The sequence below is a fragment of the Algibacter miyuki genome (assembly GCF_030409805.1).
GTDB lineage: Bacteria > Bacteroidota > Bacteroidia > Flavobacteriales > Flavobacteriaceae > Algibacter > Algibacter miyuki.
In genome coordinates, this window is the sequence record NZ_JAUFQP010000010.1 from 151182 (window position 1) to 166733 (window position 15552).

10 protein-coding genes are annotated in these 15552 nt (G+C 33.6%); all 10 read left to right on the forward strand.

The genetic code is table 11. The features are described 5' to 3' along the window. Positions 1–36 precede the first annotated feature (36 nt). The gene (locus tag QWY92_RS08685) at positions 37–2262 is read left to right on the forward strand and encodes a RelA/SpoT family protein (RefSeq protein WP_290270344.1); all 2226 of its coding nucleotides are present in this window, start codon (positions 37–39) and stop codon (positions 2260–2262) included. Positions 2263–2288: 26 nt separating this feature from the next. Beyond that, positions 2289–2756 carry a Fur family transcriptional regulator gene (locus QWY92_RS08690; RefSeq protein WP_290270346.1) on the forward strand — a complete coding sequence of 156 codons (468 nt, stop codon included), beginning with the start codon at positions 2289–2291 and terminating at the stop codon, positions 2754–2756. A gap of 11 nt (positions 2757–2767) precedes the next feature. After that, the gene (locus QWY92_RS08695) at positions 2768–4045 is read left to right on the forward strand and encodes an adenylosuccinate synthase (RefSeq protein ID WP_290270348.1); all 1278 of its coding nucleotides are present in this window, start codon (positions 2768–2770) and stop codon (positions 4043–4045) included. Between the two features lie 147 nt (positions 4046–4192). Further along, on the forward strand, positions 4193–4771 hold the full coding sequence (locus tag QWY92_RS08700) for an RNA polymerase sigma factor (RefSeq protein ID WP_042502899.1): 579 nt from the start codon (positions 4193–4195) through the stop codon (positions 4769–4771). 99 nt (positions 4772–4870) lie between these two features. After that, positions 4871–5803: a FecR family protein gene (locus QWY92_RS08705; RefSeq protein WP_290270351.1), complete on the forward strand. Its 933-nt coding sequence runs from the start codon at positions 4871–4873 to the stop codon at positions 5801–5803. A 145-nt stretch (positions 5804–5948) separates the two neighbouring features. Next, complete coding sequence (locus QWY92_RS08710; protein ID WP_336622091.1) at positions 5949–9323, forward strand: SusC/RagA family TonB-linked outer membrane protein; 3375 nt, start codon at positions 5949–5951, stop codon at positions 9321–9323. Between the two features lie 11 nt (positions 9324–9334). After that, positions 9335–10771, forward strand: a complete 1437-nt coding sequence (locus QWY92_RS08715; protein WP_290270353.1) for a SusD/RagB family nutrient-binding outer membrane lipoprotein — start codon at positions 9335–9337, stop codon at positions 10769–10771. Between the two features lie 10 nt (positions 10772–10781). Further along, positions 10782–12359, forward strand: coding sequence for a calcineurin-like phosphoesterase C-terminal domain-containing protein (locus tag QWY92_RS08720; protein ID WP_290270354.1), 1578 nt, complete (start codon positions 10782–10784; stop codon positions 12357–12359). 60 nt (positions 12360–12419) lie between these two features. Then, positions 12420–13325 carry a glycerophosphodiester phosphodiesterase family protein gene (locus QWY92_RS08725; RefSeq protein WP_290270355.1) on the forward strand — a complete coding sequence of 302 codons (906 nt, stop codon included), beginning with the start codon at positions 12420–12422 and terminating at the stop codon, positions 13323–13325. Positions 13326–13449: 124 nt separating this feature from the next. Further along, a complete protein-coding gene (locus QWY92_RS08730; protein ID WP_290270357.1) occupies positions 13450–15543 on the forward strand; it encodes an OstA-like protein in 2094 nt (697 codons plus the stop codon). Positions 15544–15552: the final 9 nt, after the last annotated feature.

A 15552-nucleotide genomic window follows, 5' to 3' on the forward strand; every position in this document is an offset into this window, starting at 1 on the left:
GGTTGACTATTACAATTGTTTTATTACTTTTAGTCTATGACAGATGAAGAGATAGAAAAAGAAAACGCAACCATTGCTAAAGCTTATAAAGAACTTTTAAAAGTTAGTTATACCACACTTTCTGATGAAGATAAAAAGCTAATACGGAAGGCATTTGAAGTTGCTGTAGACGGCCATAAAGACCAACGCCGTAAATCGGGTGAAGCCTATATTTTTCATCCCATTGCTGTGGCCAAAATAGTAGCTCAAGAAATAGGTCTAGATGCGACATCTATTGCCGCTGCCCTACTTCATGATGTTGTGGAAGATAGCCCAGATTATGACATTAAAGATATCGAAAATCTATTCGGTAAAACCATTGCTACCATTGTTGCCGGCTTAACTAAAATTTCCTCGTTAAGTAAAGATCAAGATATGGATGTTTCGCTTCAAGCTGAAAATTTCCGTAAAATGTTATTAACCTTAAATGATGATGTACGCGTTATCATCATTAAAATTGCCGATAGATTGCACAACATGCAAACTATGGACTCTATGCGGCCCGATAAGCAAGTTAAAATCGCTTCGGAAACCTTATACATTTACGCTCCATTAGCCCATAGAATAGGGCTTTATAACATAAAAACAGAGCTTGAAGATTTAGGCTTAAAATATCTAGAACCTACAGATTATTACGATATTTTAAATAAAACCAAAGAAAGCAAAAAGGATCAAGACTTATATATTGAACAATTTAGCGGCGTTATACAAAACTCTCTTGATAAAGAAAAACTGAATTATACCATTAAAGGACGCCCTAAATCTATTTTTTCTATTCGAAAAAAGATGATAAATCAAGGTGTTTCCTTTGATGAGGTTTACGATAAATTTGCTATTCGAATTATTTATAAATGCGATGCCGATCCGCAGAATGAAAAATTTCTCGCTTGGAAAATATATTCCATCGTTACCGATCATTTTAGACCAAACCCTATTCGCCTTCGCGATTGGATTTCGTCACCAAAAAGCACAGGTTATGAAGCACTTCATATTACCGTTATGGGGCCAAAAGGCCGTTGGGTAGAAGTACAAATACGTAGTGAACGCATGAATGAAATAGCCGAAAAAGGTTATGCTGCTCACTATAAATATAAGCAAGGAGGCGAAAAAGAAGATAATTTAGAAAGTTGGATTAACAGATTACAAGAAGCTTTAGAGAACCCACATACCAATGCTGTCGATTTTGTAGAGCAATTCAAACTAAATCTATATTCAAAAGAAATATTTGTTTTTACTCCAAAGGGCGATTTAAAATCGCTCCCAAAAGGAGCAACAACACTCGATTTTGCTTTCAGCATACATACCCAAGTCGGGATGAAAACCCGTGGAGCCAAGGTAAACGGAAAATTAGTACCACTTAGTTATGAACTTAAAAGTGGCGATCAGGTCGATATTTTAACTTCAGAAAATGCAAAACCCAATCCAAACTGGTTAGACTATGCTACCACAGCAAGATCGCGCAGTAAAATTAAATCGGCCTTAAAAGAAGACCGTAAATTAATTGGTGAAGAAGGAAAAGAAATTTTACGTAGAAAATTAAAACAGCTTAAAATTAACTTAAACGAGGCGTCTATTAACGAAATGGTTAGCTATTTTAAGTTAAAAACTAGTTTAGATTTATTTTACCGAGTAGGCTTAGGCACTATAGACAATACTATGTTAAAGGCTTATGCTGCTTCTAGAAGCAATGCTTTAATGAGTTTTCTGAAAAGTAAAATGACTCGAAAAGCCAACTTACCTAATGACGATTTAGAGAAAGATGAAATTACCACTAAATTTGACTCTCTAGTTTTTGGCAAGGAAGAGGATAAACTCGATTACAAACTAGCAAGCTGTTGTAACCCAATTCCTGGCGATGATGTTTTTGGTTTTTTAACCGCTTCAGATGGTTTAAAGGTGCATAAAAAGAATTGTCCAAATGCGCTAAGTCTTCAAGCTAACTACGCCTATCGCGTCATGTTAGCTAAATGGGTGGACTCGTCGCAACAAGAATTTTTGGCACATATCTCGCTATCAGGTATCGACCACATTGGTTTGGTAAGCGACATTACAACTATCATTTCAGAAAACATGCACGTTAATATGAAGAGCATTAGCTTTGAAAGCGACGATGGCCTTTTTGCAGGTAAAATACATGTTGTAGTTAAGAATAAAACACTGTTAAAAAAACTTTTAGACCGCCTTGAGAAAATTAATGGCATAGATAAGGTTACTAGAGTGTAAAAAATGTGTAAATTTGCCACGCAATTATGAATACAAAAGTAGATAATAAGAATCAAGACATAGTAAAAAGCGTATTTACAAGCTTTTTAGAAAACAAGGGACACCGAAAAACCCCTGAACGCTACGCTATACTTCAAGAAATTTATAATAACAACGAACATTTCGATATAGAATCTCTATATCTGAACATGAAAAATAAAAAGTATCGCGTTTCTAGAGCTACACTTTATAATACTATAGAGTTACTTTTAGAATGTAAATTGGTTAGAAAACATCAATTTGGACAAAACCAGGCGCATTACGAAAAATCGTATTTCGATAGACAGCACGATCATGTGATATTAACAGATACGGGTGAAGTTATCGAATTTTGCGATCCGCGAATTCAATCTATAAAAAAAACTATCGAAGAAGTTTTCGATATTGAAATCAATAATCATTCACTTTATTTCTACGGGACTAGAAAAACTCCTGATAGCAATAAGGACAACTAACTAATTTTACAATGGCAGTAGATTTACTACTTGGATTACAATGGGGAGACGAAGGCAAAGGAAAAATTGTTGACGTACTTACCTCAAACTACAACATTATTGCTCGTTTTCAAGGCGGACCAAATGCAGGACACACTTTAGTTTTCAACGGAAAAAAACATGTATTACATACCATACCATCAGGTATTTTCCATGATGACGCCACTAATTTAGTAGGAAATGGTGTTGTTATAGATCCTGTTATTTTCAAAGGAGAACTTGATAAGCTTGAAGCACAAGGTGTAGATTACAGAAAATCTCTTGTAATTTCGCGTAAAGCTCATATTATTTTACCAACGCACCGATTACTAGATGCGGCAAGTGAAACATCTAAAGGAAAAGCCAAAATTGGATCAACCTTAAAAGGTATTGGACCAACTTACATGGACAAAACGGGTAGAAACGGGATTCGTGTTGGCGATTTAGAATTAAGCGATTGGAAAGATAAATATAGAGCTCTAGCTGATAAGCATGAGTCAATGATTTCTTTTTACAATGTTGATATTGAATACGATTTAAAAGAACTTGAAACTGAATTCTTTAAGGCTATTGAAGTTTTAAAATCTCTAAAATTCATCGATTCTGAAGAATACATTTATCAAGCACAAAAATCTGGTCAAACGATCTTAGCCGAAGGCGCTCAAGGTTCTTTATTAGATATCGATTTTGGAACATATCCATTCGTAACTTCTAGTAACACCACTGCTGCTGGAGCTTGTACTGGCTTAGGTGTATCTCCAGGACAAATTGGTGAGGTATTCGGAATTTTCAAAGCCTATACAACTCGTGTTGGTTCTGGCCCATTCCCTACTGAACTATTTGACGTAGATGGTGAAACCATGGCTAAAGTTGGTAACGAATTTGGTGCTACTACAGGTAGAGCAAGACGTTGCGGTTGGTTAGATTTAATTGCGCTTAAATATGCTTGTCAAGTAAATGGTGTTACGCAATTAATGATGATGAAAGGTGATGTACTTTCAGGGTTTAAAACCTTAAAAGTATGTACAGCTTACAAATATAAAGGAGAAGTTATCGAGCATTTCCCTTACAACATTGAACCAGAAAATGTAGAACCTATCTATACTGATTTCAGTGGTTGGAATGAAGATTTAACAGGCATGTCTGAAGCGTCACAACTTCCGAAGTCATTAAACGAATACATTGAGTTTTTAGAAAAAGAATTAGAAATTCCGATTACTATCGTTTCTGTTGGACCAGATAGAAAACAAACAATTTTCAGAAATAAATAAAACCTATTTCTAAATAATATTTTAAGACCTGATATGTTTCTCGAAACCATCAGGTCTTTTTTTGTTGCTTATTTCTTAACTATTAGTTAAACTAAATGCTTTCAATAAAATTCATTTTACAGTTACATTTGTTTGTATGCTGTAATTATGAAACGACCACTCAAAAACTCTTCTAACGAACAACTTCAAATCCTTCTAAAAAAAGGTAATGAGAGTGCTTTCAACGAAATATACATTCGCTATTGGAAAATTTTATACACCTATGCATACCGAATTTATACTGAAGAAAAAATTTGCGAAGATATTGTTCAAGAGGTATTTATAAGCCTCTGGCACAAATCTAAAACCATAGAAATAGTAAACCTTGAGGGTTATCTTTTTAGAGCCATTAAATACAAAATAACAACCTATATCCGCGATTTAAAATTTACTTCTACCCATTTTGAAGCACTAGAAAACATTTTCATTTCTAGTCCGTCAGAAAAAAACTTAGAGTACCAAGAGCTAGAAGAAAGCCTGTTCTTAGAAATTGACAAACTAACTCCTAAATGCAAAAGAGTATTTATTTTAAGTAGGGTTGAACAATTATCTAATACCGAAATTTCTCAAAAACTAGACATCTCTATTCGAACAGTAGAAAAGCACATTAGTGATGCGCTTAAAAAATTAAAATCTTCTCTAAAAACAAATCATATTATTGGTTTTGTTATCACAATGTTTCTATAAAGTAAACATGAGCCTACTCATATTAAGAAACCATTAACCTCCACTTTTCTTCTACGTGTTATACTTAAAAATTGAGACTTGTAAATAAACAAGACCATTTTGAAAGACAAACATTTTATTTCCATAGCTAAAAATTACATTAATAACGTTGCGACTAAAGATGAAAAAAGGCAAGTCGATAATTTTTACGACGCTATGCAAGAAAAGCATAAATCGATTCCCGTTAATTTAAGCTTCCGGAAAGAAATAAAAATTAAAAACGCTATAGACAGCGCTATTCATAAAAAAGCACATCCATTTAACTACAAAAATCTTTCCATTGCAGCTTCCATTTTACTCCTTATAGGTATCACCTTTTCATATTCACTTCTAAGTATAAACCCCATAACTATTAAAACTCAAATGGGTGAACGAAGAGAAGTATTACTTCCAGATAGCAGTCATGTGTTCTTAAATTCAAACAGTAGTATAACTTATCATGATAATTTTACAGATGAAAGACATATTACATTAACAGGTGAAGCTTTTTTTAAAGTAACCAGAAACCTAAAGAAGCCATTTGTTATATCTTCTAATAATACAGAAACCAAGGTTTTAGGAACGTCCTTTAATGTTAACGCTACCAACAATAATAAAACTATCGTTAGTGTAAATACCGGTAAAGTACTTGTTCGCTCTAAAGTATCTCCTAAAAACAAAGTGATTTTAACCAAAAATCAACAAGTTACCTTTTTAAATCAAACACCTATTATTCTGAATAATGCTAATAGTGATGATTTAATTGCTTGGACCAAAAATATTATTGTTTTGAATAACGAAACACTCGAAAACACAGCCAAGATTTTGGAAAACTGGTATAATGTTTCAATAGAATTTAAAGATGAAAAAACAAAACAAGAAACCATTACCGGAAAATTTAATAATGAAACCTTAAAAAACGTCATGACAAGTATCGAGCTACTTAAAGATTTAAAAATAGATTACTTAACACCAAACCATATTATTATAAGAAAGAACACAAAGAAAAATTAATAATAAAAAAACCCATTTCCGCTGCAACGAAAATGGGCTGAATAACAAATAACATTAAATTAATTAACGTTAATCATTTAAAATGAATACTAAATTACACTTTTTTAAAAATTATTTAACTCTTAAAAATTTTTATTTAATATGTATGCTATTAACAACAACGATAGCCACTGCAAAATCTAATAACATAACCAATACTCAAGTCTCTTTAAATTTAAAAAATGCTTTAGTAACAGATGTGTTTTCCGCTATTGAAAACCAAACTGCTTATACTTTTATTTTTGATAATTCAATAACAGAAATACCTCAAAAAGTTTCTATTAATTCTACAAATGAAGATTTACAAACTATTTTAAATAAAATAACAAAACAAAGTGGATTTCAATTTAAAATCTTAAACCATACCATTACCGTTTTAAATTCTGGAGAACAAAAACTTGTTAAAGGTAAAATTGTGGATGAAGCAGGATTACCGTTACCTGGCGCCACTGTAATGGAAACAGGGACTAAAAATGGCACCTCAACTAATTTTGATGGTATGTTTAGTTTGGCGTTAACTGAAGAAAATGCAGAACTAACTATTTCTTTTATGGGCTATATTTCTAAAACCATAAAAGCAAAACCTGGCACTTTATTAGAAATTGTTTTACAAGAAAACATAAATAGCCTAAACGAAGTCGTTGTTACCGCTTTAGGTATAAAACGAGAGGAAAAAAAACTAGGTTTCTCGCAAGCCACCGTTGAAAGTGAAAGTTTAGCACAAACAGCACCTAACAACTGGTCGTCTGGATTAAAAGGAAAAGTTGCTGGCTTAAATATTGTATCGTCGGGTTCTGGCCCAATGAATTCACAGCAAATAACACTTAGAGGTAACAACTCTTTAAATGCTAATGGCAACAATGCACTTATTGTGGTTGATGGCGTACCTGTTAATAGTGAAATGACAACTTCAGGCTCATCAAATGCTTATATAGGCGAAGATTCTCCAATAGATTACGGTAATGGAATATCAGATCTAAATTTAGATGATATTGAAAACGTAACTGTTTTAAAAGGCCCAGGTGCAACAGCGCTTTACGGAAGTCGTGCTGCTAATGGTGCTTTAATTATTACTACAAAATCTGGTAAAAAAACAAAAGGGTTGGGTGTAACCTATAACTCAAGTATAAGCTTAGATGTTATACAACGTTGGCCAGATTGGCAATATAAATATGGACAAGGAACAGGTAAAAGTTTTAATACTGAAGGTATTCCTTATTATTCTTATGGTTCTTCGGAAGATGGTAATAGTACTGGCGGAACAAGTAGTGCTTGGGGGCCTGAATTTAACAATCAATATTACTACCAATACGATCCGAATTTAGAAGGCCAATCTGCTCAGAGAGAGGTTTGGCAGCCTTACGAAGATAATAGGAAAGATTATTGGCGTACCGGTGTAACAACCACCAATAATATATCTATTCAAGGAGGGAATCAAGAAGGCTCAATGCGACTTTCTGTTGGACATTCTAAAAACGAATGGATTATGCCTAACACTGGTTTTGAAAGAGTAACAGCGTCTTTAAACGCTAATTATCAAGTTTCAGATCATGTAAAAATAGGTTCTGTTGTAAACTATAATAATAGAACTAGTGACAATTTACCAAGTACAGGCTACAACAACGGTTCTATAGCTTACTTTATGATTTTTCAAAACCCTAATGTTAATTTAGATTGGTATCGTAATATTTGGAAACAAGGTCAGGATCAAATTCAACAAATTCAACCATTTAGTTCTTACATAGACAATCCATACGCCATAGCTTATGAAGCAACAAATGCGCTGGCAAGTAATCAAATCGTAGGAAATATTTTTAGTGACATTCAATTAGCTCCACAATTAAAATTAATGCTGAGAACATCATTAAACACCTATTACCAAGAAAGAGAACAAAAAAGACCATACAGTATCAACCGATACAAACAAGGTTTTTACGAAACACAAGACGTTTGGAAGCAAGAAGTTAATACCGATTTCCTGTTAAGCTATGACAATGAACTTAGTGATAAATTTTCATTTTCTGCTTCTTTAGGAGGAAACTCTATGGATTATAAATATAGAAGAACAGATGCTTCTGTTGATGGTTTAGTTGTTCCAGGCGTTTATAAATTAGCTAACGGCGTAAACAATCCGCTAATTCAAACCTATGACAAAAACAAAAGAGTAAACAGCTTATATGGTTTGTTTTCAGTGGCTTTCGACAATAAAATATTTTTAGATTTAACTGGAAGAAACGATTGGTCTAGCACCTTACCTATAGAAAATAATTCATTTTTCTACCCATCGGCAAATGCTAGTTTTATCATGTCTGAAATATTCGATTTACCCGATGCGATGGATTACTTAAAATATCGTTTTTCATACGCGCAAGTTGGTAACGACACCGATCCTTATAAAACGAGTAAATATTATAGTCAAAGTGCGTTTGCTAGTTCGGCATCTGTAGCTACCAACTTGTTCAATGCCAATTTCAAACCTGAAATAACAACAAGTTATGAAACAGGTATCGAAGCTCGCTTATTAAACAACAGAATAAACTTAGACGCAACTGTTTACGAAACAACCACTAAAAACCAAATTATTTCAGTGCCTTTAGATATCACTACAGGTTATAGCTCTGGGGTTTTAAACTCTGGTGAAGTGCGTAACCGAGGCGTAGAATTGACACTTCGCGGAAAAATAATAAAAAGAGAGAAGTTTAATTGGAAAAGCACACTAACGTGGTCTAAAAACTGGAATAAAGTATTAAAACTTGCAGATGGAGTTGATGGTCAACAAGAAATAGGCTCTGGTGGTAATGCCACATTATTAGCTAAAATAGGCGGTACAACAACTGCTATTTACGGGTTTGGTTTTGAACGTTCGCCAGAAGGTGCAATTGTTTATGATAATGCAGGGCTTCCAGCATACCCAGACGAAATTCAATACATAGGAGACGCTAGTCCAGATTGGAAAGCTGGTTTAAATAACAGTTTTAGCTTTGGAAATATAACGCTTAATGTTATGGTCGACGGCCAGTACGGTGGCATTGTGTACTCTCAATCTAATCACAAACTTATCCAACAAGGTAAATTAATATCTACTTATGAAGGACGAGAAACAGGTTTTATAACAGGAGACGGTGTTGTATTAAATACAGATGGCACATATTCTCCCAATACTACTGCTGCAATAACTCCAGACTGGTACAATCGTTACTACCGTCGTGCCAATGTAGAATCGAACTCTTTTGATGCTTCATTCTTAAAATTAAGAGAAGTGAGTTTGCAATACAACTTTCCTAAAAAATCTTTAAAAAACACAGGAATTACAGGTTTAAGCATTTCCGCCTTTGGAAGAAATTTAGCTACCGTTTCTGATTTTCCAATTTACGACCCTGAAACAGCTGCCTTAAATGGAGACACTATTTTACCAGGAATTGAAATGGGACAAATGCCTTCACCAGCCAACTATGGTTTTAACTTAAAAGTAAATTTATAAAATCTATAAAAATGAAAACACTAAAATATTTATTTTGTACACTACTTTGCTTCACTATTGTAGTATCATGTACAAATGATTTTGCAGAAATTAACGAAGACCCAAATCGTATTAATGAAATTAGTCCTGGCACGTTAATAAACCCAATTATCTATGGGTTAGCAGCCCATAACGCCGGCAGAAGTGCCAGTGTTACGTTCGATTTAATGCAGGTATCTGTACCACTACCTAGTGTTTCTGGTGGTTTACATCGTTATGATGTAAGTCAGAGTGCCGGTAATTCATCATGGAATAATTATTACAAATGGCTTAATAATATCAAGGAAATGCATTCTGCAGCCCTAATATTAGAAGACAAAAATTACGAAGCCATCGCTTTAACACTTAACGCTATGGTATATGCCAACCTTACCGATATATTTGGGCCTGTACCAATGACAGAAGCAGTAAAAGGTGATGAAGGAAACTTCTACCCTGCTTTCGACTCTCAAGAGCTTATTTATGAAACTATTCTTGCTGACCTTGAAAAAGCCAATAGCATTTATGATGTTAATAAAGGTATGGCTTACGCCGATGACATTCTCTTTTTTAATGATGTTGAAAAGTGGCAAAAATTCACAAACTCATTACATTTAAGGTTATTGCTTCGTATTTCCAATAGAACAGAAACCAACGCGTTTCAGAAAATGACGGCCATAGTCAACAATCCTACAACCTATCCTGTATTTGAAAACAATGAAGAATCTGCTATTTTACAAGTTACTGGTGTTACTCCAAATGTATCTCCTTGGGGTAGGCCACAAGATTTTAGTTTATTCACTAAAATAGCTTCTTTTTTTATTGATAATTTAAATGATTTTGAAGACCCAAGACGCGCTTATATATCAACCATTGCAAGAGACTTGAATAATGTAGAAATAGGATATAAAGGAATACCTAGTGCTTTCGATGGTCCAGAATCTCAGTTTACCTATAACGCTTCTGCTCTCAATACAGCCCAAGCAAACAACCCTATGCAAATTTTCCTATTAACTTATGCAGAGGTTGAGTTTATTAAAGCAGAATTAGCACAGCGTGGCTATACTTCTAATGCAGAAACACATTATAACAATGGTGTTACGGCCGCAATCGAACAGTTTAATATTGAAATGCCGTCAACTTATTTTGATAATTCTAATGCAAAATATGATGGTACCTTAGATAAAATCATGCTACAAAAATATTACGCCCTCTATTTTGTCGATTATCAACAATGGTTTGAATATAGACGTACTGGTTTGCCTGTATTACCAACTACAGAAGCCATGTTAAATGATAAAATAATGCCTGTTCGTTTTTACTATCCAACTGATGTGCAAATTAACAATGCTTCTAATTACAAAAAAGCAGTTGAAATGCTAGGTGGCCCAGATGATATAAACACACCTGTTTGGTGGGAAAACAAATAATTGAGATACTATGAAAAAAACAACATTTATTCTAACATGTGCAACCTTATTAACATTAGGAGTAACAGCACAAAACAAGATAACAGGTTATGTTTACAACGACCTGAACCAGAACAATAAAAAAGAAAGAAAAGAACAAGGCGTTAAAGATGTAGCCGTTAGTAACGGAGAACAAGTGGTTTTAACCGATAAAAACGGAAAATACGAACTCCCAATTGGTACCGATCATATTATTTCTGTAATAAAACCTTCTGGGTACAACGTTACTACAGATGCCAATAACCTACCCCAATTCTTCTACAACCACAAACCTCAGGGTTCTCCAGAATTAGAGTTTAAAGGAGTAGCACCCACAGGCAAACTTCCTAAATCGATTAATTTCGGATTAATTAAAACAGAAGAAACCACTAAATTTACAGCACTAGTATTTGGAGATCCGCAAGCTTATACTTTAGAAGAAATAGAATACTTTAAAAGAGGTATCGTTTCTGAAGTTGAAGCCATCAAAAATGTACCTTTTGGATTAAGTTTGGGCGATTTAGTCGGTGATGATTTAAGTTTATTTAATCCATATATTGATGCTGTAAAAGAAATTGGTGTACCATGGTATAATGTTATGGGAAACCATGATATGAACTTTGATGCTAAAACAGATACTATTAGCGATGAAACATACGAAGCTCATTTTGGACCAGCAAATTATGCTTTTAACTTTGGTAAAGTGCACTTTATTATTTTAGATAATATTCTTTATCCAGATCCAAGAGATGGCAAAGGCTATTGGGGTGGATTTCGAAAAGATCAATTAAATTTTGTAGCCAACGATTTAAAGTTTGTTCCAAAAGATCACCTTATTGTTTTGGCTTTTCATATTCCTCTAAGCGAACCAAATGGCGATGCTTTTAAAGATGAAGATCGTGAAAAGCTATTTAGTCTATTAAAAGATTATCCTAATACACTGTCACTTTCAGCACATACACACATTCAAAAACAAACCTTTTTTGATGCTTCACAAGGTTGGTTAAGAGCAAAACCACATCATGAATATAATGTAGGTACTACTTCTGGCGATTGGTATTCAGGCAAATTAAACGAAGCTGGCATCCCTATTTCAACCATGAGAGATGGTACGCCAAAAGGTTACGCTTTTTTACATTTTGATGAAAATAAATACAACATAGAATATAAAGTAGCTGGAAAACCAAAAGATTTTCAGATAGAAATTTTTGCTCCAAAAGTAGTTGCGCAAGGAAGAAAAACAAGGGCGGGAATTTATGCCAACTTCTTTATGGGTAGTGAAAAAGACACGGTTTTATATCGTATTGATAATGGCGAATGGCAGCCTATGAAGCATGTTCAAGATTACGATCCCTCCTACGTATCACAGGTTAATGAATGGGATACCAAAACAGAATTAATGGCTGGCAGACGTTCGTCAAATCCAATTATCAGCAATCATTTATGGCGTGGTTCCATACCGACTAAATTAGAAATTGGAGTCCATAAAATTGAAATTAAAGCTACAGATATGTTTGGAAACGAGTATACCGAAACGAGTTCTTACAGATTAGAAACTCCAAAACAATAAATTTAAACCAAAAGCTTGTTTGTCCGTAAAATGATAAACAAGCTTTTTAATTGTAAACAGATGAAAATATTGAAAACCTTAATAGTTATCTTACTCATATTAACCGTGAGTTGTAAATCAGAAACTAAAGAACCAATTACAAAACATAACATTGAAGTTCAAGGACATCGTGGTGACCGTGGCAACTTTCCAGAAAACTCAATTAAAGGTTTTTTAAGCGCACTTCATAAAGGCGCAAATGTTCTTGAGCTAGACCTAATTATATCAAAAGATAATCAAGTCGTGGTATCGCATGAGCCTTACATGTCTTCTTTGTATATGTCTAAACCATCAGGTGAACCTATTTTAAAATCCGAAGAGAAAAATTATAATTTATACCAAATGACGTATGATAGCATTAAAACATTTGATGGAGGTTCTAGAGGAAATCAAAATTTCCCGAATCAAAAAAAACTAAAAACTTACAAACCCTTGTTAAGCGAAGTGTTTGATGTTATTGAAAAAGAAATTAAAGAGCATAAATTATCTTCCGTAAAATACAATATAGAAATAAAATCAATTGCGGAAGTTTATGGAATCTATCAACCTCAACCAGATATCTTTGTTGACTTAGTTATGCAAATTATTCAAGAAAAACAAATGGAAGACAAAGTGAATATCCAATCTTTCGATACTACACCCCTTAATATTTTACATCAAAAATATCCCAAAATTGAAATCGCTTATTTGGTTTCAAAGGGAAGCATTCAAAGTAATTTGAACCAATTAGATTTTAAACCTCAAATTTATGGAGCAAATTTCAAACTCATAGAAAACAAAACAACAGTTGATTCTCTAAGAGATTTGAATATAAAATTAATTCCATGGACTGTTAATAACGAGGAAGACATAAAACGAATGATTGAACTAAAGGTAGATGGCATCATTACTGATTACCCAGAACGTGTATTAAATTTGTTAGATTAATTATTAAAAATAAAGTCAAATATTTTAATGCTTGAGAAACGCTTCAAAAATTATTGAAGCGTTTTTTACATCAATACAATTATACTGTTTAATAATCGTTATTTTTGTCCCAAACATTTTCATTTTGATAAGAATCAAATTTATATACACATTCCTATTTTTTCTATTGGCCACATCCACACTAGTGCAGGCACAAGGCAAAAAGAAAATAATTATTGAATATGCGGGACGATTAAATGTTTCTGAAGAAAATTATCCCGGCGCAAGAGTATTAACAAGAAATAGCCAGCAACAAGTGCATATTACTCATGCTGGAAGTAATATGTGGTGCGATAAAGCTATTTATTACAGTGCTGATAATTTTGTTGAAGCCTACGGAAATGTCATTATAAAACAAGGCGATACCATTACCATGACCTCCAAATACGTGGAATATAGTGGTGCCACGCAATTGGCATTTGCTCACGGAGAGGTTATACTGAAAAGTCCAAATTCAACAATTTCAACAGATACTTTATATTTCGATAGAATAAAACAACAATCTTTTTACCGTAGTGGCGGTAATGTCGTTAAGGATTCATCAGGTACGATCACTAGTAAAATTGGGAGGTACTATATGAGTGATCAAAAATTTCAGTTTGTTGAAGATGTAGTTTTAACCAATGAAGATGCCGTCATTAAATCAAATTATTTCGATTTTTATGAAGACACGGGGCTTGCCTATTTATTCGGCCCTTCAACTATAACTACAGAAGAGAGTGAAACCTATTGTGAAAAAGGCTTTTATGATACTAAAAACAAATTCGGATATGCCTTAAAAAACTCAAAAATACATTACGATGATCGCATTATTGAAGGTGATAGTTTATATTTTGACAATACCAGAAGTTTTTCCTCGGCTACAAACAACATTAAAGTTACCGATACTATAAATAACAGTATTGTTACAGGCCATTATGCCGAGGTTTATAAAGATAAAGATTCACTTTTTATTACAAAACGTGCTTTAGTAACCACTGTACAAGAGAAAGACTCGGTGTATTTACATGCCGATAAAATTATGGTAACTGGCAAACCTGAAAACAGAATTACTCGTGCCTACTACAATGCTAAGCTTTATAAATCAGACATTAGTGCTAAAGCCGATTCTATTCACACCGACCAAAAAACGGGTATTACAGAACTTATTAATCTAGATCGCTTTGCTTCAACCGATGCCTTTTCTACAAAGCGCCGCCCTATTCTTTGGAACAATGAAAACCAAATGACTGGCGATACCATTCATTTATTTGCAAATTCTAAAACTGAAAAATTAGATTCTTTGGCCGTTTTCAATAATGCCTTCATTATTAGTAAGGATACTATAAGCGAAAACGGATATAACCAAATCTTCGGAATAAAACTTGTTGGTTATTTTAATGAAGCTAACGAATTACGAGAAGTAAACATCAACAAAAATGCGGAGTCTATTTTCTATACAAGAGATGAAAAACAAGAATTAATAGGCATTGACAAAGCCAAATCGGGTAGTATTAGAATGCTATTTGCGAATAGCGACATTGAAGAATACACTAGGTTAAACGTTGTTGATGGCACCTTATATCCTGAAGAAGACTATAAAGAAAAAGACAAATTCTTGAAAGGTTTCGATTGGCGAGAAGACGAACGTCCACAATCTGTTGAAGACATATTTAAAGAAGATGAACCTTTCGAGCTAGCCGTTATAAAAGGTTTAGAAGATTATGTACCACAAGAAAACTTTTTTGATGAGGAATTGCTGGATCGGATTAATGAGAGAAACAATATTCTAGAGTCTGGCAAAAATTTTGATTCTAATGATTGGAAAGGCACACATATTGTTGTTGAACCAAACATAATCAATTCTCCTAATGAAGAAAAGACAGCTGACAAATTAACTCATGATGGAAGTAGTTTTGGGTGGATTACTCAAAAGTTTAAAATTAATGAAGGTCACTATAACTTTTCCGTATGGTTAAAAGGTAAAGGCTCAATCTATATAGAACTTAAAGTAGTAATAGGAGATGCGTCAAAACGAAAAACTTCGCAAATTATCCTTACTCCTGAATGGAAAAAACATACCATAAGTTTTGAAAAAGACGATAACCCTGCGGAATCTGCTGTTACTTTCAGCTTAATTAAAAACACAGACGATGTCTACGCATGGGGAGCATCATTATTAAAAGTTTCCGCAGAATAACTTACTGTA

Coding starts and splice junctions, on each gene's coding strand:
- QWY92_RS08685 (WP_290270344.1), top strand. CDS start 37: ATGACAGATGAAGAGATAGAAAAAGAAAACGCAACCATTGCTAAAGCT.
- QWY92_RS08690 (WP_290270346.1), top strand. CDS start 2,289: ATGAATACAAAAGTAGATAATAAGAATCAAGACATAGTAAAAAGCGTA.
- QWY92_RS08695 (WP_290270348.1), top strand. CDS start 2,768: ATGGCAGTAGATTTACTACTTGGATTACAATGGGGAGACGAAGGCAAA.
- QWY92_RS08700 (WP_042502899.1), top strand. CDS start 4,193: ATGAAACGACCACTCAAAAACTCTTCTAACGAACAACTTCAAATCCTT.
- QWY92_RS08710 (WP_336622091.1), top strand. CDS start 5,949: ATGCTATTAACAACAACGATAGCCACTGCAAAATCTAATAACATAACC.
- QWY92_RS08715 (WP_290270353.1), top strand. CDS start 9,335: ATGAAAACACTAAAATATTTATTTTGTACACTACTTTGCTTCACTATT.
- QWY92_RS08720 (WP_290270354.1), top strand. CDS start 10,782: ATGAAAAAAACAACATTTATTCTAACATGTGCAACCTTATTAACATTA.
- QWY92_RS08725 (WP_290270355.1), top strand. CDS start 12,420: ATGAAAATATTGAAAACCTTAATAGTTATCTTACTCATATTAACCGTG.